The sequence below is a fragment of the Paenarthrobacter sp. NPDC089322 genome (assembly GCF_040684895.1).
Taxonomy (GTDB): Bacteria; Actinomycetota; Actinomycetes; order Actinomycetales; family Micrococcaceae; genus Arthrobacter.
Genome location: NZ_JBFBGW010000016.1, coordinates 34,273 through 56,490 on the forward strand (window position 1 = coordinate 34,273; position 22,218 = coordinate 56,490).

General features: G+C 63.5%; 23 protein-coding genes. 15 read left to right on the plus strand and 8 right to left on the minus strand.

Features of this window, described 5'->3' with window-relative positions; translation table 11 throughout:
• Nucleotides 1-24 precede the first annotated feature (24 nt).
• From ggt to AB0N65_RS15255, 3 genes are all read right to left on the minus strand, one after another.
• Nucleotides 25-1,875 (minus strand): gamma-glutamyltransferase, encoded by a 1,851-nt coding sequence (gene ggt / locus AB0N65_RS15245; protein WP_364163175.1) that lies wholly within the window; start codon nt 1,873-1,875, stop codon nt 25-27.
• Nucleotides 1,876-2,121: 246 nt separating this feature from the next.
• Nucleotides 2,122-3,024 carry a hypothetical protein gene (locus AB0N65_RS15250; protein WP_364163178.1) on the minus strand — a complete coding sequence of 301 codons (903 nt, stop codon included), beginning with the start codon at nt 3,022-3,024 and terminating at the stop codon, nt 2,122-2,124.
• 9 nt (nt 3,025-3,033) lie between these two features.
• The gene (locus AB0N65_RS15255; protein WP_364163181.1) at nt 3,034-4,047 is read right to left on the minus strand and encodes an SPFH domain-containing protein; all 1,014 of its coding nucleotides are present in this window, start codon (nt 4,045-4,047) and stop codon (nt 3,034-3,036) included.
• Nucleotides 4,048-4,148: 101 nt separating this feature from the next.
• Between AB0N65_RS15255 and AB0N65_RS15260 the strand changes: the two genes are divergently transcribed.
• Nucleotides 4,149-4,883, plus strand: coding sequence for an NUDIX domain-containing protein (locus AB0N65_RS15260; protein ID WP_364163184.1), 735 nt, complete (start codon nt 4,149-4,151; stop codon nt 4,881-4,883).
• A gap of 610 nt (nt 4,884-5,493) precedes the next feature.
• On the opposite strand, the gene AB0N65_RS15265 is transcribed toward AB0N65_RS15260, so the two are convergent.
• A complete protein-coding gene (locus tag AB0N65_RS15265) occupies nt 5,494-6,120 on the minus strand; it encodes a thymidylate kinase (RefSeq protein WP_364163185.1) in 627 nt (208 codons plus the stop codon).
• Nucleotides 6,121-6,404: 284 nt separating this feature from the next.
• Between AB0N65_RS15265 and AB0N65_RS15270 the strand changes: the two genes are divergently transcribed.
• The 5 genes from AB0N65_RS15270 to AB0N65_RS15290 all read left to right on the plus strand — a co-directional run bounded on the left by AB0N65_RS15270 (nt 6,405) and on the right by AB0N65_RS15290 (nt 9,813).
• A complete protein-coding gene (locus AB0N65_RS15270; RefSeq protein ID WP_364163186.1) occupies nt 6,405-6,563 on the plus strand; it encodes a hypothetical protein in 159 nt (52 codons plus the stop codon).
• Nucleotides 6,560-6,823 carry a hypothetical protein gene (locus AB0N65_RS15275; protein WP_364163189.1) on the plus strand — a complete coding sequence of 88 codons (264 nt, stop codon included), beginning with the start codon at nt 6,560-6,562 and terminating at the stop codon, nt 6,821-6,823. The genes AB0N65_RS15270 and AB0N65_RS15275 overlap by 4 nt, the downstream gene beginning before the upstream one ends.
• A gap of 443 nt (nt 6,824-7,266) precedes the next feature.
• Nucleotides 7,267-7,647, plus strand: coding sequence for a hypothetical protein (locus AB0N65_RS15280; protein WP_364163192.1), 381 nt, complete (start codon nt 7,267-7,269; stop codon nt 7,645-7,647).
• Between the two features lie 61 nt (nt 7,648-7,708).
• Nucleotides 7,709-8,194, plus strand: coding sequence for an SRPBCC family protein (locus AB0N65_RS15285; protein ID WP_364163195.1), 486 nt, complete (start codon nt 7,709-7,711; stop codon nt 8,192-8,194).
• An 89-nt stretch (nt 8,195-8,283) separates the two neighbouring features.
• Nucleotides 8,284-9,813, plus strand: a complete 1,530-nt coding sequence (locus tag AB0N65_RS15290; protein ID WP_364163198.1) for a CYTH and CHAD domain-containing protein — start codon at nt 8,284-8,286, stop codon at nt 9,811-9,813.
• 49 nt (nt 9,814-9,862) lie between these two features.
• Here AB0N65_RS15290 and AB0N65_RS15295 read toward each other — a convergent pair whose 3' ends face one another.
• Nucleotides 9,863-10,699, minus strand: a complete 837-nt coding sequence (locus tag AB0N65_RS15295) for an alpha/beta hydrolase (RefSeq protein WP_364163201.1) — start codon at nt 10,697-10,699, stop codon at nt 9,863-9,865.
• A 173-nt stretch (nt 10,700-10,872) separates the two neighbouring features.
• Between AB0N65_RS15295 and AB0N65_RS15300 the strand changes: the two genes are divergently transcribed.
• From AB0N65_RS15300 to AB0N65_RS15315, 4 genes are all read left to right on the plus strand, one after another.
• On the plus strand, nt 10,873-11,907 hold the full coding sequence (locus AB0N65_RS15300; protein WP_364163204.1) for an AvrD family protein: 1,035 nt from the start codon (nt 10,873-10,875) through the stop codon (nt 11,905-11,907).
• Complete coding sequence (locus AB0N65_RS15305) at nt 11,904-12,881, plus strand: beta-ketoacyl-ACP synthase III (RefSeq protein ID WP_364163207.1); 978 nt, start codon at nt 11,904-11,906, stop codon at nt 12,879-12,881. The genes AB0N65_RS15300 and AB0N65_RS15305 overlap by 4 nt, the downstream gene beginning before the upstream one ends.
• An 89-nt stretch (nt 12,882-12,970) precedes the next feature.
• The gene (locus AB0N65_RS15310; protein ID WP_364163210.1) at nt 12,971-13,216 is read left to right on the plus strand and encodes an acyl carrier protein; all 246 of its coding nucleotides are present in this window, start codon (nt 12,971-12,973) and stop codon (nt 13,214-13,216) included.
• A gap of 60 nt (nt 13,217-13,276) precedes the next feature.
• Entirely contained in the window at nt 13,277-13,888 is a 612-nt protein-coding gene (locus AB0N65_RS15315; RefSeq protein WP_364163212.1) for a flavodoxin family protein, read from the plus strand.
• Nucleotides 13,889-13,976: 88 nt separating this feature from the next.
• On the opposite strand, the gene AB0N65_RS15320 is transcribed toward AB0N65_RS15315, so the two are convergent.
• The 3 genes from AB0N65_RS15320 to AB0N65_RS15330 form a co-directional block, all read right to left on the minus strand.
• On the minus strand, nt 13,977-14,591 hold the full coding sequence (locus tag AB0N65_RS15320; RefSeq protein WP_364163215.1) for a thioesterase domain-containing protein: 615 nt from the start codon (nt 14,589-14,591) through the stop codon (nt 13,977-13,979).
• Nucleotides 14,592-14,607: 16 nt separating this feature from the next.
• On the minus strand, nt 14,608-15,015 hold the full coding sequence (locus AB0N65_RS15325; protein ID WP_364163218.1) for a helix-turn-helix domain-containing protein: 408 nt from the start codon (nt 15,013-15,015) through the stop codon (nt 14,608-14,610).
• An 85-nt stretch (nt 15,016-15,100) separates the two neighbouring features.
• Nucleotides 15,101-15,775, minus strand: coding sequence for an HAD-IB family phosphatase (locus AB0N65_RS15330; RefSeq protein ID WP_364163221.1), 675 nt, complete (start codon nt 15,773-15,775; stop codon nt 15,101-15,103).
• 167 nt (nt 15,776-15,942) lie between these two features.
• On the opposite strand from AB0N65_RS15330, the gene AB0N65_RS15335 reads away from it, so the two are divergent.
• From AB0N65_RS15335 to AB0N65_RS15355, 5 genes are all read left to right on the plus strand, one after another.
• Nucleotides 15,943-16,620, plus strand: coding sequence for an NAD(P)H-dependent oxidoreductase (locus AB0N65_RS15335; RefSeq protein ID WP_364163224.1), 678 nt, complete (start codon nt 15,943-15,945; stop codon nt 16,618-16,620).
• A gap of 10 nt (nt 16,621-16,630) precedes the next feature.
• On the plus strand, nt 16,631-17,335 hold the full coding sequence (locus AB0N65_RS15340; RefSeq protein ID WP_364163227.1) for an AAA family ATPase: 705 nt from the start codon (nt 16,631-16,633) through the stop codon (nt 17,333-17,335).
• A gap of 117 nt (nt 17,336-17,452) precedes the next feature.
• The gene (locus tag AB0N65_RS15345; RefSeq protein WP_364163230.1) at nt 17,453-18,349 is read left to right on the plus strand and encodes a helix-turn-helix transcriptional regulator; all 897 of its coding nucleotides are present in this window, start codon (nt 17,453-17,455) and stop codon (nt 18,347-18,349) included.
• Nucleotides 18,350-18,418: 69 nt separating this feature from the next.
• The gene (locus tag AB0N65_RS15350; RefSeq protein WP_364163233.1) at nt 18,419-20,152 is read left to right on the plus strand and encodes an ABC transporter ATP-binding protein; all 1,734 of its coding nucleotides are present in this window, start codon (nt 18,419-18,421) and stop codon (nt 20,150-20,152) included.
• Nucleotides 20,149-22,131 carry an ABC transporter ATP-binding protein gene (locus AB0N65_RS15355; protein ID WP_364163237.1) on the plus strand — a complete coding sequence of 661 codons (1,983 nt, stop codon included), beginning with the start codon at nt 20,149-20,151 and terminating at the stop codon, nt 22,129-22,131. Before AB0N65_RS15350 ends, AB0N65_RS15355 begins: the two co-directional genes overlap by 4 nt.
• The last annotated feature ends 87 nt before the right edge of the window (nt 22,132-22,218 follow it).

Consider the following 22,218-nt stretch of genomic DNA (forward strand, 5'->3'; position numbering starts at 1 on the left):
CGGCAAGCGAGCCCCTGGGCACGCTTACTTCTGTTTGTGTCCGTTCGCATCGGAGACGACCATCGCCGATCCACCTCCGCGACGTGTCGGTTCTGCGGCCGCCGTCAACAGACCGTCGTCGCCAAATTCGATGGCCGTTGCTGCTCCGATCTCGGCCGCGGACGTAAACGCATCCCCGGCTGGAACCAAGGTGTGACCGAGTGCAGTCAACTCCGGGCCGTAGGCTTCGATGAAGGCAGGCTCTGCTGTGACGTTGGCCGTGTTCCTTTGCGCCGCTCGCGGCGCCGCCAAAGCGTCCGAGATATTCATGCCCAAGTCCACGCGGTTCAAGATCGTCTGCAGCACAGTGGTGATGATCGTCGATCCTCCGGGAGAGCCGAGGGCCAGGAACGGCTTCTCGTCTTTCAGGATGATGGTGGGGGACATCGATGACCGTGGGCGCTTACCGGGCTGGATCCGGTTGGGGTCCGTCGGGTTGTAGACCGTAGTGAAGTCGGTGAGTTCGTTGTTCAACAAGAACCCGCGTCCTGGAACCACGATTCCGGATCCGCCGGTCTGCTCGATCGTCAGCGTATACTCCACAACATTGCCCCAGCGGTCGGCGACCGTCAGGTTCGTAGTCGAGATGTTCTCGGTATCCGTCTCATCAGCGAGCGGAGCGGCCGAAGCCGGGCACGCGCCGTCGTACGTCTCTATGTCACCGGGAGCAACAGGTTTGCTGGCAGCTGCCTCCGGGTCAATTTCGCAGGCACGTTCCTTGCCGAAGACGGGATCCAAAAGCGTTTCAGTCGGAACGTCCACGAACGCGGGATCACCGACATTCGCGCCCCGGTCCGCGAACGCCAAAGCGCTTGCTTCCAGGTAATGGTGCAAAGCATCAGCTGGCGCCATTCCGGCAAGGTCGAAATTCTCCAGGATGTGTAAAGACTCGCCGACCGTGGTGCCGCCGCTGCTGGACGGCGCCATTCCGTAAACGTCGTAGTCGCGGTACTTGGCGTGGGTCGGGTCCTGGTCCAGCGCCTTATAGGCGGCAAGGTCTGCCGTGGTCATGAAGCCAACCGGGACGGGCAGGGCCGTGTCGCCGGAGACCGGGGGCGCCTGGACGGTAGCGGCAATTTCTTCAGCGAGCGGCCCGCCGTAGAAAGCGCCGGTGCCTTGCTGCGCCAACAGGCGGTACGTCTCGGCGAGTTCGGGGTTCTTGAAGATGCTTCCGACGGCGGGTGCGTCACCACCGGGAAGGAACAGGTCCTGCGTGGAAGTGAAGGTGTCGAAACGAAGCTTGTTGTCCAGGGTTTGCTGGCGGAACGTTTCGTCCACCACGAAACCGCGGTTGGCTACCTTGATCGCAGGCTTGAGGGCCTCGCCCATGTCCAAAGTTCCCCAGCGCTGCAGGGCACGCTCCCACGTGGCGGGCGTTCCAGGGACACCCACCGAGACGCCGCTGGTGGGAAGTTCGGGGTCTTTGGTGGTGAAAAGGTAGGGCTGGCCCGTATCCGGATTGATGAAGGCGTCGGTCGGCATCTTTGCCGGTGCCGTTTCACGGCCGTCGATGGTTCCGACTTCACCGGTCTTGGCGTCATAAAACACAAAGTAGCCGCCGCCTCCAATGCCGGCGCTGTATGGCTCGGTGACGCCCAAGGTTGCGGCTGCAGCGACTGCGGCGTCGGCTGCGTTGCCGCCCTTACGCAGTACCTCGATTGCGGCTGCAGATGCCTCGGGATCCACGGTGCTCACGGCCCCGCCGTATCCCGTGGCGGTGGCGTCCTTCTCGGTTTGGCGCGGGTCGGCGAATGCCGGAGTGGCAACCGCTCCGCCCGTGACGCTTAGGGCCACAGCTGCCGTGACCGCAGCAAATTGACGTCTCACATGTCTCATGGCGACTCCCAGAATTTCCCAATTGAGTGATGCGGGTTGACGGTCCGGCCACCCTATCGCGGGGGTTTTTGAGGTTCAACGGTTGACAGGCGCGGCTCCGTGGGCCATGAGACCAGGTGTTAGGGGTCGGCTTGGATCGCACAATAAGCGGATCGAATTACTTCGCTAACCTAAGTAACCTAATTAACCTCACTAACCTAATTAACCTCACTAACCGCCAAGCTCCTTGCGCCGCCAGACCGCCCGCTAAACCACCAGGCGCAGCGGCGTCCGTCCCAACTCCACGGTGATCTCCTGCCCCCACGATGCCGTCAGCCGGTCGTCCTCCATGCCGTCACCGAAGACCACAAGCTGGTCGGATGCAACGGTGATCCGGAGAATCTCGCCCGTTTCCAACACACCTTCCGTCAACGATGCACCTGTCACGGGGGAGGGCCAGGCTTCGCGGACGAACCACGCGAGCTTGGGATCCGTAGGTACGGGCAAAGTACGGCCCCCGCGTTCCAGGGCGATGGAGGCGCACCATCCGGTGGCACCTGTCCCGGTAGAGACGATCAGTCCCGACGACGATTGTCGCTCGGTCTGTCCGCCGGCTTGGGTGAAGCTCGGCACTGTGATGGAGTACTTCGCCGACTGGTGCGAGGCGTGTCCCACGAAAACTTCGTTGAGGGCCGAAAGCTGCTGACCGTCGTCGAGCGTTGCTGTCACTGTGGTGAGGTCCTGGCAGCGAAGCCGCCCGACGTCGGCGGTGGCCAGCAGCGCAGCGGCCGCAGCCGGTGTGTGCCTGACGAGCACGCCGGGGTTGGCGCCGGGCTCGGGGTCGATTCCGATGACCGGCTGTCCGTTGAGGTACTTGGCCACGTTCGCCACCAACCCGTCCTGGCCCACGACGGCGATGACGTCGTCCGCGGCCAGGAGGAACCTGCTCAGGTCCGCACGCTCCACTTCGGCCTGCCGCCATTCAGCGGGGACGGCGGCCCGGACTACAGCGAGGGCTGCGGCCAGCCGATCGTGCCTGTCCTGGACGTCCTGAATGCTGCGGCCGCGGGTGCGGAGGAAGAATTCAGCTTGGCCGCGGGTGGCATGGCGGTCCAGCAGTTCCTGGAGCTCGGTCCGCCGGTGGACGATGACGATGCGAGGGGTGCCCATGATGTTTCCTTACTTTGCCGCGGGTGCCGCGGTTTCCTTGAACAGCCCCGCCAGCGCTCCGCTGAGGAGGTCCGGCGTGATGGTGAGGTTGCCGATGTTGGGCAGGGATCCGGCTGCGTCCCGCAGTGCCAGCGCGATCAGGGTGGCTTGGTCCATGCCGCGGTAGACGTCCATCGTGGCGGCTTCGCGGGCTGCGGCTGCCTCGCCCACCAGCCGGATCTGGTTGGCTTCGGCGGCGGCGTTGATTCCAGTACGTTCAGCTGACGCTTGTGCCTCGATGAGCCCTGCAGCGGCCTTCTCCTCCGCGGCACGCCGGGCATTTGCACCTTCCTGGGCCACGAGGTGTTCGCGGCGGGACGCCAGTTCGATCTGGCTGGCCATCTCATTCTCGGAGATCGTGCGTTCACGTTCGACGGCAACCGCGCGCCTTTCGTAAACAGCCCGGTCCGCTTCGGCTTGGAGTTGTTCGCGGACCGGCGTCTGCAGGGCCCGTTCGACGTCGGACTCCGGCCGGACGGCGAGGACCTGGACTCCAAGGACCTCGATGCCGGTGGACTGGAGCCGCGCGTCGGCTCGCAAGGCCTCGGTGAGGACCAGCCGGAGTTGGCTCACTCCGCGTTCCAGTGCCTCCGCCAGCGTGGTTGCGGCGATTTGGTCGATGGCGTGGCTTTGGCAGAGTTGGCCGATGATCGTGGAGACCTGCTCGCGTCCTGTTGCCGGCGGCGCACCGGCACCCTTGAGGCCAAAGTCGAGGCGGTTGGAAACAGCCACGGGGTCGATGAAGCGGTACGTCACGTTGGCTTGGACACTTACGTCCTGGTGGTCGCGGGTGATGGCGTGGAAGAGGGTGGGTAATTCCTGGTCATCCACCGGTACCTCGCTTAGGACGGAGTTAGCGGGACGGAACCAGAACGCCTGGCCGACTCCCTGGTGCTTGACCGCTCCCTTTTGCAGGTGCACGACGTAGCCGGTGGGGCTTCCCAGAAAGTGGTTGATCCAGGGGTAGTGCTTGATGATGGCCATGATGTTCTCCCGTCTTTGGTTATCGTCATCTTGACGATAACCAAACGGTAGAACGTTCCGATCTTTATTGTCAAGGTGACGATAATTGCTAGGATGGCTCCATGCCTGAATCCCCTCCGTCCCCCGCGCGCTTCCCGGTGACCGTCGACGTCGTCGCCCTGACCGTGCGCGACGGCGAGCTGAGCGTCCTGCTGATCACCCGCCTCATCGAGCCCTTCAAGGGCAAGCTTGCCCTTCCGGGCGGTTTCGTCCTTGAAGGTGAGGATCTGCTCGAGGCGGCGATGCGGGAGCTTGCCGAGGAGACCGGCGTCGAGCATCTTCCCGGCCATTTGGAACAATTGGGGAGCTATGGGCCCAAGGGCCGCGATCCCCGTGGCGACGTCCTGACGGTCGCGCACTTGCTGCTGGCGCCGGACTTTCCGGTCCTGGCGGCCGGGAGCGACGCCGAGCAGGCGGCCTGGTATCCGGTCCGGAAAGCGCAGGACGGCGGGCTGAGCCTGGCGTTCGACCACATGCGGATCCTGGACGACGCCGTCGAACGTGCAAGGTCGAAGCTGGAGTACTCGCCTTTGGGGGCGGCCTTCTGCGGGGACGAGTTCACCATCGCCCAACTGCGCGCAGTGTACGAGGCCGTGTGGGGGACCCGCCTTGACCCCCGGAACTTCCACCGAAAAGCCACGGGGACTCCCGGATTCCTCGAGGACACCGGCAGGATGACGACGGGCGACGCCGGCCGTCCCGCTGCGCTTTACAGGCTTGCCCGGGAGGCACGTCCGACGGCGGGCCAACCAGCGCGCGCGATCCTCAACCCGCCGCTGATGCGCCCGCGCGACTAAATTGCTTCCGTCAATTTCACTCCGACTGTGGACAGTGCCCTTGCCCACGCTGCAATCTATTCGAAGGGCTTCAGCAGCGGGGCCCTTTTCAGGAGGCCGCCATGGGCATGTTCGGAGACTTCTTTGACGGGGCGTTCCACAGGACTGCGCCGACTTCCGCAAAGCCTCCCGTGGCTGAATTCTCCGAATCCGTTATTGTCCCGAAACTCGCCGAGATCGTCGGTGGAGTGGTGGCGGTCCTACGTGATGCCGGCCGGGCGTCGGTGCCGGTTGAAGACCCGCAGCATTCGAACAACTGGCCGCACGTTTACGTTCTGGGGGAGCTGAGCCGCCAAGACAACGACGGCGGTACTGCGTTCGCGGAGGTGGCGCTGGACGGCTCTGGTCGCCTCGCCTTATTTCACCAACTGGAAATCAAGGCCAGAGGGGCGCTGGTGATCCCGGTCAGGGCGTCGAACCTGGAGCAGACGTACCGGCGGCAAGTCCGGCATATCAGGGTTTCGGGCGAGGCGCACACTTTTCCCATTACCTTGGACCGCGGCGGCGAACTCATGATTCTGCCTTTATGGCGTCCGGAATATCCGGAAGAACTTCCGTTGAGTCAATACCTCTACTCGTTGGCCTCGGACGTTGCCGGAGTCGTCCCTCCAGCCACTGCCGGGACGGGCATTCCAGCCGCCGCAACCACGCCGCTGAGCCGTTCAAGCACTTCACCGGGCGTGCCGTTGGCATCCACTTCGACGAAGCCGCTGTACTCGGGGAGCGATCGGTAAGCTGCCCGGAAGTCCTGCAGGTCCCTGAGGGATTCCTTATCCGTGCCACGAGCAAGGACGCGTTGATAGGCGTGCTGCGGGTCGACGTCGAAATAGATCACAAGATCGGGTTCGGGTAGGCGTTCCAGAAGCCAAGGAAGCAAAATTCCGCGTCGCAAACCATTGGCCTTCCTCAGTGCGAGCTGGCAGTACAGGTGCCGGTCCATTACCACGGTTCCGCCAAAGCGGTGGGCGCGCACATGCGAAACCAGGACATTGAAAATTCGAACCGTGGTCTCGATGGCATCGGCAACGCGGGGCGGCAGCTGCCAGCCGTACTTGGCGCTCAGCAGTGACAACCGCCGGCGGGCGGCGTGGTTACTCAGCAGCAGCGCCTTGGTGCCGCCGAGCTGCAGGCCAGACACCAAGGCGTTTGCCGCCGTCGTTTTTCCCGACCCGTCAATTCCTGTCAGCACTATGAGCATGTGGCCTCCCTTCGTCTTCCTTACAACGCAGGGAGCCTTCATCTTGTGCCGAAATATGGCGGGGATCACTACTACGCCGGAACGCAGCGCGAGCCTATCATGATGCTGTGCACGTACTTTGGCTGTCCGGTTTTTGTTTGAACCGGAGGCCTTTGGGGTAGGTACGGGATAAGGAGATCAATTTCTCCGTGCGGTGCCCGTTGATATGGGGTGGAACTTCATATTGGAGTCCCAGCGGACGCCTTCCTAACTGGACACATTTGTTTGAAGGGATGCGTAGCTACATGAACACACTTTTAGTGATCGCCGGTGTCATTGCGATCGTCTTGCTCCTTGTTGGCGGTTTTAACCAAGCCCTGAGTTTCCTGCTGTGGGTAGGAATTATCCTGCTCGTCCTGGCGCTTTTGGGTTGGGTCCTGGGCCGGGGCCGGTCCCGCGTATGACCACTGATCCAAACGAAGTAGCCGGCTTCAGCCAGGTTCATGACGGGATCACAACGCCCGGCCACCCGATCCCGCGGGATCTCGGCGCGACCGAGTCCAGCGGGCAGGTGCCCGTCGGCGATGCCGCCGGGGGAAGTCCCGAGGACGCCACGGATGCCGGAGAGAATGAATCGGCGAATCCGCCAGGACCGGCTGAAGAAAAGGATGAGCGGACCGCGGACAATCGCGGTTTGACCACTGAAACTAATCCGACGGATTGATCGGGGTTTCGCGGCCGCGGGCATCCAGGTTGGACACCCGCGGCTGTGCCCCTTTCGAGCGCCCCAAAGCGGGGAATCCGTAAATCGATCGGGGAAGAAATGCGCATCGGTTCAATTATCGGGCTGATCGTTGTTGTCTGGCTCGTCATTGGAGCAATAGCTGCAGGGCAGCGGGGGTATTACAACGCTCCGCCCGCGCAGTGCTCGCAATTTGCGACGATCGCCCTCAATATCGTCGCCGGGCCGTTGAATTACACAGGCCTTGACCCGCAAGCCGGCTGCCAGGTTCCGCAGCCGTCTTGAGGGCGCAGCTTAGTGGCTTCACCCGCAGATTGCTAAGTTTGCTGAGTAATTTTTTCAAGGCATGGACAGGCCGGCAACGGCGCTTATAGGTTCGAAGAGTTCCATTAACACGTTCCACCGTTTGGGAAAGGACAGGTCACATGGACAAGCAGAATGCCACACCGGAAGAGGAAGTAGGAGGCTACGGCACTCCTACTGCCGAGCAGGAAGCCGGCGGAGGACAGGCCCAGCCCCGCGTGGAAGAGGACATCAGCGAGGCAGGTTTGAGCCAGGACAGTCCCGACGGCGAAACTTACGCAACGGGGGCACCCAACCTGAGCCATCTGGATCCGGAGGACTCGGACAGTGCCGGGGAACCGGGCGCCGGCCGTTTCGGCGGAATTGACGAGCAGTACCACACAGAGCAGTCAACCCTTCCGGACGACGAGACCGCATCCGGTGTTCCCGATGGCAGTGGCAACGACCTCCCGGACGAAGAAACGCCCAAGGACGACGACGAAGAGACCTTCGACGCAGGATAGGCCTGGGCGCCGCGGCCACCCACTAATCGGCATCAAGACAACATTGAAGGAGCAACACCCTATGGCTACCGTCAATAAATCAGTCGACGTAGATGTACCCGTGTCCGTTGCCTACAACCAGTGGACACAGTTCGAAACCTTTCCCGAGTTCATGAACGGCGTTGAAGCGGTCCAGCAGATCGATGAAACCGCCCTTCACTTTTCAACCAATGTGGGCGGCGTGAAGCGCGAATACAACGCGCAGATCATCGAACAGGTACCTGACTCGCTGGTCAGCTGGGCAAGCGTTGATGGTCCGCGTAATGCGGGGACCGTCAGCTTTGAACCCCTGGACGCCGGACGAACCCGCGTCAACGTGGAGATCGAGTGGGAGCCCGAAAGCCTCACCGAAAAGGCAGGCTCGGCCGTCGGAGCCGACAGCTTGCGCGTAGGCGCCGACCTGGACAAGTTCAAGAAGTTCATTGAAGCGCAAGGTCACGAAACGGGAGCATGGCGTGGCACAGTTTCCGGTGGCGATGTTGACCAAGGCGGAGGACCATTGGTTTAAGGCGCAACTGAAGTGAAGGCCGGCCAGCGAACGGGCCGGCCTTCACGGGTGCCGGAAGGAAATTCCTCCAGCAAGGAGAAGTGACGGCCATGGCAAAGACCAGCAACGTGGAGGTAGAGCAGAAGTTCGACGCCGATGCCTCCACACCGCTTCCCGAGCTCGACAAGATCGACGGCGTAGCGAGAGTGGGCGAGCCAATTACCCACGCGCTGGAAGCCGTCTACTTCGACACGCAGCACCTTGCCCTCGCCGCCCGCGGCATCACGCTCCGACGCCGCTCCGGAGGCCCTGATGCGGGCTGGCACCTCAAGCTTCCGCACAGCCCGGGACGACGAACGGAGATTCATGCTCCACTTGGCCAACCGGAGATTGTCCCTGCAGAGCTGCTGGACCGTGTGCTTGCCTTCACCCGTGGACATGCGCTCGGTCCGGTTGCGACGCTCAACACCGAGCGAATCAGCTATTCGCTATACCAGGGAGATGGCGGGCGGATCGCGGAGTTCGTTGATGACCACGTTGAAGCACACGTGTCTGTGGGCGGGGAGCGCGAGGAAAATTGGCGCGAATGGGAAGTCGAACTCAACGGAGGGTTGACCGACGGTTCTGAAGACACCTTCCTTGCTGCGGCGGCAGCTCGGCTGGCGAGTGCAGGGGCCAACCCGAGCGAACGCACGTCAAAGCTTGCCACGGCCTTGGGCGATTCCTGGCCGCGTGCCAAAGGATCCGGCCGTGAAGTCCCCCGCAGGAAAGGACCGGCAGTAGTTCCAGTTCTCAATTACCTTGATGCGCAAGTGGCCAAGATGCTCCTGGAGGACGCGCATGTACGGATGAACCGGGAAGATGCCGTCCACCAGATGCGCTCGCTGACCCGCCGGATCCGCTCAGTGCTCCACAGCTACCGCAAGCTTTTCAAAGCCTCTCCGGTCCAGGAGCTCGAGGCGGAGTTGAAATCGCTCGCGAAGACCCTTGGGCGGTACAGGGACGTGGAGGTCCTGCACGAGAGACTGAGGAAAGGGTTGGACGAACTGCCCGTAAAACTGGTGCTGGGGCCGCTGCAGGCAGAACTTGATGAACGGATGAAAGTCCGCGCAGACACCGCCATGGCCGCCATAAGGACCAGGTTGAACAATCCGCGCTACTTCCGGCTCCTGGACGACCTCGAAGCATTTCTCGACGCCCCGGCAATCGCTCCGAGGGGAACCGGTCCTGCACGCAAGACCACCGCGAAGCTCGTCCGGAAAGCAACCAAGCGTCTGGCCAAACGGCATGAAACCGCGGCGCGTGCCGCCGTCGGGCCCCAACGCGATACGGCTTTCCACGACGTACGCAAGACCGCCAAGAAGCTGCGGTTCGCCGCGGCTGCTGTTGAAAGCGTCCACGGTAAGCGCGCTGCCAAGCTGGCCGACGCGGCACACGATGTCCAGACGGTTCTGGGTGAACACCAGGACAGTGCGGTGGCGCGCGCCGAGTTGCTGAAGCTTGGTTCGGCCTCGGGCGTGGGAAATGGGGCTTTCACCTACGGCGTGCTGCACGCGGCGGAGCGTGCGGCGGCGGATAAGTCCGAACAGGAATACTTGCGGAGCGGTAAGAAAGCCCGGAAGCTCCGCCTCAAGAAGTAGGAGTTTGTGTACAGCTTTTGCTTGGCTGGCTGTACACAAACTCCGGAGGTTACTTCTTCAGGAAGGCCAGCAGGGCGTCGTTGATCTCGGCGCCGTGCGTCCATAGGAAGCCGTGCGGCGCTCCCTCGATCTCCACATACTCGGCGCTGGGGAGGGCATCCTTGAAGCGGCGGCCTGTGACGTCGATCGGCAGGATGTTGTCCGCGGTGCCATGGACGATCAGTGCCGGCACGTCGATCTTGGGGATGTCAGCGCGGAAGTCCGTGAGCCAAGTGGGCTGTGCGGCGACCGAAGCGAAGGCGCCGGAGTTGGCGGCCAGGTTCCAGCTTGCGTCCACGGATTCCTGGCTGAGGCGGGCAGTGCCGAGGAACGTGTCCGTGTTGTAGAAGTTCTTGAAGAACTCAGTGAAGAAGGCATAGCGGTCTGCCTTGACGGACTCCGCCAGGCCGTCGAAGACATCCTGTGGAACGCCGTCCGGGTTGTCGTCGGTCTTCAGCAAGAACGGTTCCAACGAGCCAAGGAACACGGCCTTTGCCACGCGGGCCGAGCCGTAGGTGCTGATGTAGCGGGCTACCTCACCGGTGCCCATGGAGAAGCCCACGAGGACGGCGTCGTTCAGGTCCAGGGTTTCGAGGAGCACCTTGAGGTCGGCGGCAAAGGTGTCGTAGTCGTAGCCGACGGTGGGCTTGCTGGACTTGCCGAAGCCGCGGCGGTCGTAAGTGATGACGCGGTAGCCGGCGTCGAGCAACGCAGCCGTTTGCTTCTCCCATGACGAACCGTCCAGCGGGTAGCCGTGGATGAGGACCACGGCCTGTCCCGTCCCATGATCCTCGTAGTAAAGCTCAATCTCAGTGCTGTTTTCGTTTCCTACAGTGATGTAAGCCAAAACTTCGGTCCCTTCATAGCGGTTCTGGGGTGGAACGGTTCCAGCCTACTGGCCGGTCCGGGTTGCGGCATCCGCATGGTGGTGTTCCCACCACCACCATCCGCGGACACTGGTTGCCGGAGGTGCACCGGTGGATTCTTGGATCACCGCCGATGACGATCCTAGGAACATCCATGCCAACTGCCCTATTCCCCAGCACCGAGAGCTACGCGTCCATCGACGACCTCCTGGGCGACGGACGCCGACGCTTCTTCAGCCACGGTTACAAATCCACCAACCCGCGGCTCCGCGAACTCCGCGTGGCGCATACCGTCTCCGAGTCCACGCTCACGGCCCGCGCAGGGTTGGGTGTTGAGGGCATCTGGTCCATCAAGGGGAACTCCGAGCAGGTCCCGCATCTGGGCACCACGGACGTCCTCGTCTTGGCATGCCGTATGGCGGAGGCGTTGCTGGCGAGCCGCTATTCGCCCGGGCTCCTGCCCACAGCCCACCTGACGTCCGTCACCATTTCAGGTGGCAGCGAGCCCGTGGAAGGACAGTTGGGTGACCTGGAATGCCGGGCCACGCTGCAGGACCTTGGGCACGGTTCGACGCTCCGCTGCTCGGTCGCGTCCATGACAGCCGTCCTTGAGGTGGCCCACGAAACCGCGGAACTTGGGCTCGCGTCCGTCCAGTCGCCGTCCGAGGAAGCCCTGGTTGGCGATGCCCGCACCCGCCTTTACGGAGACCTGTGGGCAGAACGGCACGTAGCCCTGCAGGACGTGGAACTGGATCCCGGGCAAGGAACAGCAAGCGCCGCACTGTCCTTCCGGGAGCAGCCAACCCTCGGCCTGCGCCTTGAGGACCGCCGCGGGCTGGAAGCTGCCTACGCTCAGGCGGTGTCCGCCGTCGAATATTTCGTGGCGTCCCTGCAGCTGGGGCAGGTGCTCCTCTACCGTTTGGACGCCCTGAACCGCGCAGACAGCAACACCTTGTGGATGCGGAAAACGCGGATCACGTTGAGCGGTCCCCGTCCGAGGATCGGGGGCGGACGGGAAACCGCTCTGACTGTACGGCTGCAGAAGAGCCGCCTGATCGAGAAGGACGGCGGACGGTGGCGCTGTGCTGACGTAGTGGGAACGTTCGACGGCGGCGAGGTGGTTTGCAGCGTCGCTCACCAGCTACCCGCTACCGTCGCCCTCGCGGCTCCTGCGGAGGCTGGACAATGAGTGGCGCGAGACCCGTCGTCGTCCGCGGCGTGGGCGGCGCGCTGCCCAAGAAGGTGGTCACCAACGAGCACCTCTCTGCTGTCATGGATACCTCCGACGAATGGATCAGGCGCAGGACCGGCATCGCAGAACGCCGGCACTCGGACGAAACCGAGAGCACCAGCGTCCTCGCCACCCTGGCGGGCCAACGTGCCTTGGCAAGTGCGGGCGTCGCGACCGCAGGACTGCTGATCGTAGCGACGTCGACGCCGGATAAAGTCTGCCCCGCAACGGCTCCGAAAGTTGCCGCGAACCTCGGGTTGAACGGCATTGGCGCGTTCGACGTGTCCGCTGTGTGCTCCGGCTTCGTCTACGCGTTGGCAACAGCCACGTGGGCCATTGGATCGGGGGCCGTGGAGTCTGCCCTGGTGGTTGGCGCGGACACGTTCACAACGCTGCTGGACCCTACCGACCGGACCACGTCAGTGATCTTCGGCGATGGTGCAGGTGCCGCCTACCTGTCCGCCGGGAGCGCCGACGAGCCCGGTGCCATCAAGGCATCCACACTCCATTCCGATGGCGACGGCGAGAACCTCATCCAGGTGCCGCGCGGCGAGGGCTCTTTCTTCGAGATGCAGGGCAAAGAGGTGTTCACGCAGGCAGTCGCCGCCATGTCCGGATCCGTGGAGACCGTCCTGGCAAGCGCGGGCTGGACGGCTCCCGAAGTGGACTCCCTGATCGCACACCAAGCCAACCTCCGGATCCTGAACACTGTTGCTTCCGTGACCGGGATTCCGGCGTCAAAGGCGGAGGTCCACTTGGACAGGGTGGGCAACACGTCGGCCGCTTCCATTCCGCTGGCCATGACGGATGCGGGAACCAAGGGCCACCGGAAACCGGGCGACAAGGTGGTCCTGACCGCTTTCGGCGGGGGAACCACGTGGGGCGCCATCGCCATGACATGGCCAAAGATCTCGGTGGTCGACCCGCACTAGGGCCGGACACCGATTCCTGCAGGCTGGGGTGCCGTGCAGGACCATTGTGGCCTCGGTCATCCCGAGCCACCTGAAAAAAGGGGGAACGAATGGAAATTACAGCACAGGACGTCGTGGAAGCGATCGGCTCCACCATGGACGAGCTCAACCACATGGGACCGGACGACTCGTTCGCAGACTTGGACATCGACTCACTCTCTCTCGTCGAAGCAGCCGTCATTCTCAGCAACAAGTTCGGTGTGCGGGTGGACGAATTCGAACTGGCGGAAGCCGGCACCGCCAGTGCCGCCGCCACCGTAGTCACCCGGAAGCTCGCGCTGCAGCCTGCAGGCTAGCGCCAACCAGACGGCTCAACAGCCGTGCAAGCAGACCAAACACAACCAGTGAGGACATCCATGGCCACTCCGGCAATCGCAGTTATCTACTATTCAGGCTCCGGCCACACCAAGGTCCTGGCGGACGCAGTTGTTGAAGCTGCATCCGCGGCGGGAGCCACTACCGCACTCTTGCATGTGGACGAGCTGACCCAGGAAGCCTGGGACTACATCGACGAAGCCGACGCCATCATCTTCGGCGCACCCACCTACATGGGCACCGCACCCTCGGCGTTCCACGCCTTCGCCGAGAAGACCGCCGGCCGATGGGCCGTGCAAAAGTGGCACAACAAACTCGGCGCGGGATTCACCAACGCGGCTTGCAAAGCCGGAGACAAGAACTCCACCCTGGATTACTTCTCCACCTTCGGCGCGCAGCACGGCATGAACTGGATCAACCTTGGCCTGCTTCCTGGCTGGAAGAGCACCAAGGGCAGCGAAAACGACCTCAACCGCTTCGGCTACTTCAACGGGGCTGCAGCCCAGACGTTCTCGGACGTCGGAGTTGAAGGCGTTCACCCGGCAGACATCGCCACGGCAGCGCACCTGGGCCGGCGTGTGGCTGAAATCACCGCAATCTTCACCGCGGGCAAGATCGCTCTGGACCGCGAACTGGTGAGCGCGGGCGCCTGAAAAGCGGATCCACGCCACGGAAAAGGCCTGGCGACACCCACATTTAGGTGTCGTCAGGCATTTTTCGTGGCAATGGCCGGGCTGGTTGTCACACACTGGCGTTGACGGACAGCGTCCTTTCCACGATGTCCATGATGCCCGGGCCGCCCAAGTGGAACAGGTGGCCGCCCTCGCCGACATCGACGACTCGTGGCTCCCGTGCACACCAGTCCGCCCAAAGGCGGGGTTCGGACGCCGGAACGACGGGATCGTCCGGGCTGAAGAGAACCGTGGCGGGCACCCTGAGCTGCCGGGCGGGTGGCCGGCCAGGGTAGCGCGCCAACAAAGCCAAGTCCTCAAGCAACACCTCCCTGGCACGCACGGACAGGGCTTGCCCGCTAGCAGCGGCTGCTGCGGCAGCACCGGCGTCGTACGTTCCCGACGGTGGACGCGCGGCGGCGAGGAAAACATGCTCAAGCCGGCCGGTGCCTTGCAGACGAAGCCCGATCTCGAAGGCAAGAGCCGCCCCCATGCTGTGCCCGTAAAGGGCGAGACGTGGGGATGGTGCCAGCTCAATCCGTTCGGCAAGGGCGTCCGCCGCAGCACCCAACGAGGGGAAATCAATGCCGCGGTACCCGAGTTTGGTGACCTGCACTCCAACGAAACGCCAGCCGGCAAAGCTCGCAGTGGTTCCGCCCGCGTGATGCAGGCAAAACAAGTGCATTACGCCGTACCGGCCGCTAGTTGAATGCCAGGCGGTGGCGGTCGTGTTCCATCCGGGAAGCGGCGACGTCGTCCATGTGTTCCTCGGCCCACTCCTTCATTTCAAAGATGATCCGCAGGAGGGAGCGGCCGCGTGCGGTCAATTCGTAGTCGGTCCGCACGGGCACGGAAACGGTCACGTGCCGGAGGACCAGGCCGTCACGTTCAAGGGAGCGCAGGGTGGAGGTCAGCATTTTCTGGCTGGCCCCGGGTATGCGCTTACGGAGGTCGCTGTGGCGTTGCTGCCCGTCTTCCAAAGCCAGCATCACCAGCGTGACCCACTTGCTGCTGATGGCTTCCAGCAGTTGCCGCGCAGGGCAAAGGTCCAGCGAAGCGTTGTAGTGCTTCCGTGCGGTCTGGCGTTTCTGTTCAGCCGTGAGAGTCATATCCCCAATACTTTCCCCATCAAATGGACTGTAGGGCCCAGCATACTTGGGGGCTATGACAGTGAGGTAAACGCAGTAGCAAACCTTAACCGGCCACAGCGGGAACTACGGGACCTAGCGTCGGGGTGACCAACAGCGACTGGCCGGCCAATGCCATGAACTGCAGGTCCGAGCTGTGGTCTCCGTAAGCGAAGCTGGCCGCCAGGTCAACGGAGTGTTCTGCGGCGTGGGCCAGGACCGCCTTGGCTTTCGCCTCGGCCACCAATGCTTCGCCTATCTCCCCGGTGTAGCTGCCACCGGCAGTGAGTGGAAGCGTGCACAATAGCTCAAGGTGCGGCCACCGCCGTCGAACATGAACCAATGCCGGCTCGAACGATGCCGTCACTGCCACCAGGCGCCTGCCCGCCGCCGCGTGCCCGTCCAGAAGCCCGGCAACCGGTTCCAGGAAGGCCCAGTCGGCGGGTGACGCGGCCTGAACGTCAGCCCAGCGCTCACCCAGTTCCTGGACCTCGGCGACGCTGCGGCCCTGCCACCAGCTGAAGTAGCGGGCATTGGTCACGGCGCGCGGCACCCCGTTCCGGGCAGAGGCACGCAGACCCGCCAGGAACTCCTCGGCTTCTGCGCTGCGTGACTTCCCCGCATCGAACCGGAGGAACTCGAAGATGGTGTTGTACGCGGTGACTGTGCCGTCGATGTCGGTGTACACGGCCTCGGCAAGGCTGCGGGGTTGGCCTGCCGCGGGGCTTCCGGATTCTTCCACAGGAAGAATCCTAGGGACGGATTCAACATTTGGAAGCTTTTGGAGGGAAGGCACTTCGAAGTGCCCTAGGCACAAAAAAGTGCGTTCTTACGCGCCGGGCAGGCCTCGGGTGAGGATCGATAGCGGGGCACACGACGTCCCCGCAGCAAAGCCTCGAAAGGAAGCCAATGCCTACCATCCTCCACGTCAACGCCTCCCCGCGCTACGCCAACAGCGACTCCCTGCGGTTGGCCCGGCACTTCATCGATTCCGTCCAGGCTGCCGGTCCGGAGAGCTTTGAACTGGAGACGCTGAACTTGTTCGACGACGGCGCGCTGCCCGTTTTCGGTCGCATCGCGGCCGCCGCGAAGATGGCCGTCTTCACCGGCCAGGACCAGACGCCGGAGCAGGTTGCTGCGTGGGATTCGGCCCGCGCCGTCTTCGACCAGTTCGCTGCCGCCGATGCCTACGTCTTCAACATCCCCATGTGGAACTCGGGCGTCCCTTACGTCCTGAAGCAGTGGATCGACATCATCACGCAGCCCGGCTGGAGCTTCGGTTTCGACCCGCAAGAGGGCTACCGCGGCCTCATGGAGAACAAGCAGGCCTTGGCCATCCACACCAGCGGCGTCTACGCTCCCGGGGTTCCGGCAGCTTTCGGCTCCGACTTCAGCAGCACGTTCTTCGCTGACTGGCTGAACTTCGTAGGCATCGAGGACGCAACGCACGTCCGTTTCGCACCCACGGTCCTCAACGGAGACGTTGATGGCACCCGCCAGGTTGCCGAAGCCGACCTGAGCGACGCTGCCATCGAATTCGCCGGCAAGCTCAGCGCAGCGGGCACCCTCCAGCTCGTCAACGACTAAGGGCGGACCAGTGCGCATCGGCATTTCGGGTACCTACTCGTCGGGCAAGACGTTCACCTCCATGGCTTTGTCCCACTACACCGGGCTGCCCCGAACGCGGGCCAGGACCATGCGGGAAATCCTCCCTGAGGCCGCTCCCGGCAAGACCCTTGAGGAATGCACCGCCGCGGAGCTGATCCAGATGATCGTCACGCGCCACGTGGAGCGTGCCGTGTATGAGGACAAGCTCGCGGACGGCTTCATTTCGGACGGGTCATCCCTGCAGGAATGGATCTACGGATCCGTGCGGGTGTCCCTCGGCCTGAACCCAAGTGCCTCGGCCCACTTGAAGGCGGGGGAAACGGTGGAGAAGACGCCGGAGCTCGCGTTCTTCGAGGAGGTCATGACGAGCCTTGGGAACAGCTTCAAGAGGCACGTCAAGAACTCCTTCGACGTGTTCGTGCACCTGAAGAATGAACTCCCGCTTTCAGCCGATGGTCACCGCCCGGTGAACGATCAGTTCCGGAACATGTCGGATCAGATCCTGCAGCAGACCATGGACGAGCTGGGCATTCCGTTCCACGTAGTGTCGGGTTCAGTGGAGGAGCGCCTGGAGAAGATCGCGTCGCTCTTCAACCTTCAGCCGCGCATGAGCCCCGAGGACGCCACGCGTTTGGCAGCCGAAGAGTACGCGCAGCTGGATGTCCGCTCCGAGCGGGAACGGGTCCTGCAGTAATTCCCTTCCGGGCCCCGCGTCCGATTTCTGCTCACCGGTTCGTCCGGCCGACCCCGCAGCGCCGCCCCGGAAGCGCCGTGCAGCGGTCGGCCGGACGCTCGTCATTAGTGGAGACCCATGCATTTCGACCAGCATCAGGCCGGCCAGGTCCGGTCCAACCATGCACGCCTCGGTGAGTTCTTCCGCACCAGGCGCGAACAGACCCGTCCGGAGGACGTCGGGTTGCCGGTCAGCCCACGACGACGGACTCCCGGACTGAGGCGCGAAGAGGTGGCCGTCCTGGCGAACGTGGGGGTCTCCTGGTACACGTGGCTGGAACAGGGCCGGGCCATCGGGGCCTCAGAGGACATCCTCGACGCCATTTCCAATGCACTGCAGCTGAGTCCCGAGGACCGGACGTATGTTCGCCGGCTCGCGTCGGGGCGGCGAAACGCGTCGGCCAACGGGCAGCCCGGCCGGTCGGATGCCGCCGCTCATCGGCCCGGACCAACGTCAAGCATGGACGATGCCGAGCTTGCGCTGCTACAGCAACTGGTGGATGCCATGGCGAACCCGAGCTACATTGCCGACCCCTTCTGGTCCGTCGTGGCCATGAACACGGCCGCCGCGGAGACCTTCGATACCCGCGTTGGTGAAAGCTGCCTGATGCGGTTCTTCACGGATCCGGAGCTTGCGCGGCCGCACGTGCACAAGGAGATGATGGCCCGGTCCATGGTGGCCCAGTTCCGGGCCCAGTCCGCTAAGTTTCCGGACGATCCCCGCTTCGATGCCATGGCAAAGCGGCTCTGTACCGTATCGGAAGCCTTCAAGGGATTGTGGCAACGCCAAGTGGTGGGCGATTCGTACCATGTGGATGTCGTATACGACCATCCCTCGCTCGGCAGGCTCAGTTTTGCTCCGATGGTGCTGGGCGTCCCGCAGTTCCCCGCCCTTCGCCTCTTCACGTACTTGCCCAAGGGTGGAACCGGGACCCAGGCAGCCTTGCTGGGGTTGACCAGGAAAGCAGTTGTCTGACCCCTAGTTGCCCGCAGCAACCAGACGTAAACTGGCCTCCGGTCCACAATGCGCTTGGTCGGAGACTCGATGCTTTGGAAGGTTCTCACCCGTTTCCTGCGGCCGCAACGGCGGCTGCTGGTCGCCGTCGTCGTTTTCCAACTGGCCCAATCCATCGCGTCCCTGTACCTTCCGACGCTCAACGCCGACATCATTGACAACGGCGTTGCCGTGGGCGACACCGGCTACATCCTCCGGCTGGGCGCCCTCATGCTGCTGATCACGCTCCTGCAGATCGCGTGTGCGGTGGTCGCGGTGTACTTCGGTGCGAAGGCCGCAATGGGCGTGGGGCGGGACCTTCGCGAAGCGATCTTCGGACGGGTGGGGGAGTTCTCTGAGCAGGAGGTCACCAGGTTCGGGGCGCCGTCGCTGATCACGCGGTCCACCAACGATGTCCAGCAGGTCCAGCAGTTGGTCCTGACGGCATGCACGCTGATGGTCGCCGCTCCCATGCTGAGCATCGGTGGTGTGATCATGGCCGTGCAACTGGACGCACAGCTGTCCTGGCTGATCGCCGTGAGCGTGCCTGTCCTGCTCCTTGGCGTGGGGCTGATCGTGACGCGCATGGTGCCGTTGTTCCGGAAGATGCAGGTCCGGATCGATGCCGTGAACAGGGTCCTGCGCGAGCAACTCACCGGCATCCGCGTGGTGCGCGCCTTTGTCCGCGAGGACATGGAGTCGGCCCGCTTTGGCCGGGCGAACGACGACGTCACCGATGTTGCGCTGCGGGCAGGCCGTTTGATGGCGCTCATGTTCCCCGTGGTCATGTTGGTGATGAACGTTTCCAGTGTGGCGGTGATCTGGTTCGGCTCGTTCCGGATCGAGGACGGCTCCATGCAAGTGGGCACGCTCATCGCATTCCTGAGTTACCTGGTACAGATCCTCATGTCCGTCATGATGGCTACCTTCATGGCCGTCATGATTCCGCGCGCGTCCGTCTCAGCCGACCGGATCGGCGAGGTGCTGGAGACCGACCCGAGTGTCCGGCCGCCGTCGAACCCTGTCCACGTGGCGCAGCGCCGCGGCGAACTGGAGATGCGCGACGTCGGCTTCGCGTACCCGGGTGCGGAGCAGCCGGTGCTGAGCGGCGTGACCTTCACCGCCCGGGCAGGCCAGACCACGGCGATCATCGGGAGCACCGGTGCCGGCAAGACCACGCTCGTGAACCTGATGCCGCGGCTGTTCGATGCAACCAGCGGATCGGTCCGGATGGACGGCGTGGACATCCGCGAGTTGCATCCGGACTTGCTGTGGGGGCACATCGGCTTGGTCCCGCAGCGTCCGTACCTGTTCTCCGGTACGGTTCGCAGCAACCTCCTGTACGGCAAGCCCGACGCTACGGATGAAGAGCTGTGGCAGGCACTCTCCGTTGCGCAGGCCCGTGACTTCGTGGAGGAGATGGAAGGCGGCTTGGACGCAGCCATCTCGCAGGGCGGCACCAACGTCTCAGGTGGGCAACGCCAACGGCTCGCGATAGCCAGGGCCTTGGTGAAGCGGCCGGAACTCTACATCTTCGACGACTCCTTTTCCTCCCTCGACACCGCCACCGACGCCCGGCTCCGGCACGCCCTCAAGCACCACACCAACGGTGCCACCCTGGTGATCATCGCCCAGCGCGTGTCCAGCATCGCAGACGCGGACCAGATATTAGTGCTCGACGACGGCAGGATCGTCGGGCGCGGAACGCACCTTGAGTTGTTGGAAACTTCCGTAACGTACCGGGAAATCGTGTCCTCACAGCTGACCGCGGAGGAGGCGGCATGAGTACCGTGACCGCCTCCTCAGGTGCTGCCGGGGGAAGAGGTCCCCAAAGGCCGCCGATGGGTCCAGGGCGTGGCGGACCGTTCGCCGGAATGAATATTCCCGCCGAGAAAGCCTCCAACTTCAGCGGCTCCGCCAAGAGGCTGCTCGGCACACTCCGCCCGGAGCGGCTGTGGCTGGTGCTCGTTGTGGTCTTTGCCGTGGTCAGTGTTGCCTTGGCCGTCATAGGTCCCCGGTTGCTGGGCGAAGGCACCAACCTGATCTTCGCCGGCGTCGTCTCCAAACAGCTGCCCGCGGGCGCGAGCAAAGCCGATGTCATCGCGGGACTGCGCGCCCAGGGCGAGGACAGCAAAGCGGACATGCTGAGCGCCATGACCCTGACACCCGGCGTCGGGATCGACTTCGGCGCCCTGTCCTCGGTGCTGCTGTGGGCGCTGGCTCTGTATGTCCTGGCCGCAGCGTTCGGTTGGATGCAGGCGTACGTGCTCAACGGCGTCGTCCAACGGACCGTGTACCGGCTCCGGCAGCGGGTCGAAGCGAAAATCCACCGGTTGCCGCTGCGTTATTTCGACTCCATTCAACGCGGTGAGCTGCTTAGCCGGGTCACCAACGACGTCGACAACATCTCCCAAAGCCTCCAACAGTCCATCAGCCAGGTGGTGTCCTCACTGCTGACCGTGTTGGGCGTGCTGGTGATGATGTTCGTACTCTCACCCCTGCTGGCGCTCATTGTCCTGGTGACTATCCCGCTGACGCTGGGGACCACGGTGCTGATCGCCAAGCGCTCCCAAAAGCTCTTTGTTGCCCAATGGAAGAACACCGGCGAACTCAACGGCCAGATCGAGGAGACCTACACCGGGCATGCCTTGGTGAAGGTGTTCGGCCGGCAGGAAGAGGTGCAGGAGAAATTCAGGGCCAAGAACGCCGAGCTGTACCGGGCGAGCTTCGGAGCACAGTTTGTCAGCGGCCTCATCATGCCGGCCATGACGTTCATCGGGAACCTCGTCTACGTGGGGATCGCCGTGGTTGGTGGCCTGCAGGTGGCGTCCGGCGCGATGCAACTGGGCGATGTGCAGGCCTTCATCCAGTACTCACGGCAGTTCACCATGCCCCTGGCTCAGCTGGGATCCATGGCGAACATGCTGCAGTCCGGTGTGGCCTCTGCAGAGCGGGTCTTTGACCTGCTGGATGAGGAGGAAGAATCTCCAGAGCCTGCTGGTTCCGGCCAGGTGCGTGGTCGCGGCAGGCTGGTCTTCGAGAACGTGTCCTTCCGGTACTCTCCTGACAAGCCCCTCATCACGGACCTCAGCCTGGTGGCCGAACCCGGGCAAAGCATCGCAATAGTGGGCCCGACAGGTGCCGGCAAAACAACCCTCGTGAACCTCATGATGCGGTTCTACGAACTCGACGGCGGTCGGATCACCTTGGATGGTGTTGACGTCGCCTCCATGTCACGGCAGGAACTGCGCTCGCGGATGGGCATGGTCCTGCAGGACACCTGGCTCTTCGGCGGGACGATCCGGGACAACATTGCGTATGGACGGCCGGATGCCTCCGAAGCCGAGATCATGGAGGCCGCGCAAGCCACTTATGTTGACCGCTTTGTCCGTTCCCTTCCGGAAGGCTACGACACCGTACTGGACGATGAGGGCGGCAACGTCTCGGCGGGGGAGAAGCAGTTGCTCACCATCGCCAGGGCATTCCTGTCCCGGCCGTCGGTGCTGATCCTCGATGAGGCGACGAGCTCCGTGGACACCCGCACCGAGGTCCTGGTGCAAAAGGCCATGAATGCCCTGCGCTCGGACCGGACCAGCTTCGTCATCGCGCACCGGCTCTCCACCATCCGCGACGCTGATCTCATCCTGGTGATGGAGTCCGGGCAGATCGTGGAACAGGGTACCCACGGCGAACTGTTGGCCTCGGGTGGGGCGTACTCGCGGCTGTACGAGGCCCAGTTCGCGGCGCCGGCTGCCGAGGTGTGAAGCTGTGCTGTGCTGTACGGGCCGTTGGGGGGTGCTGTGGGGGCCGTGCCTTCGCCACCCACTTTGAGCACCCCCACTCCTTGGTTC

Bases quoted from the DNA above. Each gene is read 5' to 3' on its own strand.
- ggt (WP_364163175.1), bottom strand. From the start codon at position 1,875: ATGAGACATGTGAGACGTCAATTTGCTGCGGTCACGGCAGCTGTGGCC.
- AB0N65_RS15250 (WP_364163178.1), bottom strand. From the start codon at position 3,024: ATGGGCACCCCTCGCATCGTCATCGTCCACCGGCGGACCGAGCTCCAG.
- AB0N65_RS15255 (WP_364163181.1), bottom strand. From the start codon at position 4,047: ATGGCCATCATCAAGCACTACCCCTGGATCAACCACTTTCTGGGAAGC.
- AB0N65_RS15260 (WP_364163184.1), top strand. From the start codon at position 4,149: ATGCCTGAATCCCCTCCGTCCCCCGCGCGCTTCCCGGTGACCGTCGAC.
- AB0N65_RS15265 (WP_364163185.1), bottom strand. From the start codon at position 6,120: ATGCTCATAGTGCTGACAGGAATTGACGGGTCGGGAAAAACGACGGCG.
- AB0N65_RS15270 (WP_364163186.1), top strand. From the start codon at position 6,405: ATGAACACACTTTTAGTGATCGCCGGTGTCATTGCGATCGTCTTGCTC.
- AB0N65_RS15275 (WP_364163189.1), top strand. From the start codon at position 6,560: ATGACCACTGATCCAAACGAAGTAGCCGGCTTCAGCCAGGTTCATGAC.
- AB0N65_RS15280 (WP_364163192.1), top strand. From the start codon at position 7,267: ATGGACAAGCAGAATGCCACACCGGAAGAGGAAGTAGGAGGCTACGGC.
- AB0N65_RS15285 (WP_364163195.1), top strand. From the start codon at position 7,709: ATGGCTACCGTCAATAAATCAGTCGACGTAGATGTACCCGTGTCCGTT.
- AB0N65_RS15290 (WP_364163198.1), top strand. From the start codon at position 8,284: ATGGCAAAGACCAGCAACGTGGAGGTAGAGCAGAAGTTCGACGCCGAT.
- AB0N65_RS15300 (WP_364163204.1), top strand. From the start codon at position 10,873: ATGCCAACTGCCCTATTCCCCAGCACCGAGAGCTACGCGTCCATCGAC.
- AB0N65_RS15305 (WP_364163207.1), top strand. From the start codon at position 11,904: ATGAGTGGCGCGAGACCCGTCGTCGTCCGCGGCGTGGGCGGCGCGCTG.
- AB0N65_RS15310 (WP_364163210.1), top strand. From the start codon at position 12,971: ATGGAAATTACAGCACAGGACGTCGTGGAAGCGATCGGCTCCACCATG.
- AB0N65_RS15315 (WP_364163212.1), top strand. From the start codon at position 13,277: ATGGCCACTCCGGCAATCGCAGTTATCTACTATTCAGGCTCCGGCCAC.
- AB0N65_RS15320 (WP_364163215.1), bottom strand. From the start codon at position 14,591: ATGCACTTGTTTTGCCTGCATCACGCGGGCGGAACCACTGCGAGCTTT.
- AB0N65_RS15325 (WP_364163218.1), bottom strand. From the start codon at position 15,015: ATGACTCTCACGGCTGAACAGAAACGCCAGACCGCACGGAAGCACTAC.
- AB0N65_RS15335 (WP_364163224.1), top strand. From the start codon at position 15,943: ATGCCTACCATCCTCCACGTCAACGCCTCCCCGCGCTACGCCAACAGC.
- AB0N65_RS15345 (WP_364163230.1), top strand. From the start codon at position 17,453: ATGCATTTCGACCAGCATCAGGCCGGCCAGGTCCGGTCCAACCATGCA.
- AB0N65_RS15350 (WP_364163233.1), top strand. From the start codon at position 18,419: ATGCTTTGGAAGGTTCTCACCCGTTTCCTGCGGCCGCAACGGCGGCTG.
- AB0N65_RS15355 (WP_364163237.1), top strand. From the start codon at position 20,149: ATGAGTACCGTGACCGCCTCCTCAGGTGCTGCCGGGGGAAGAGGTCCC.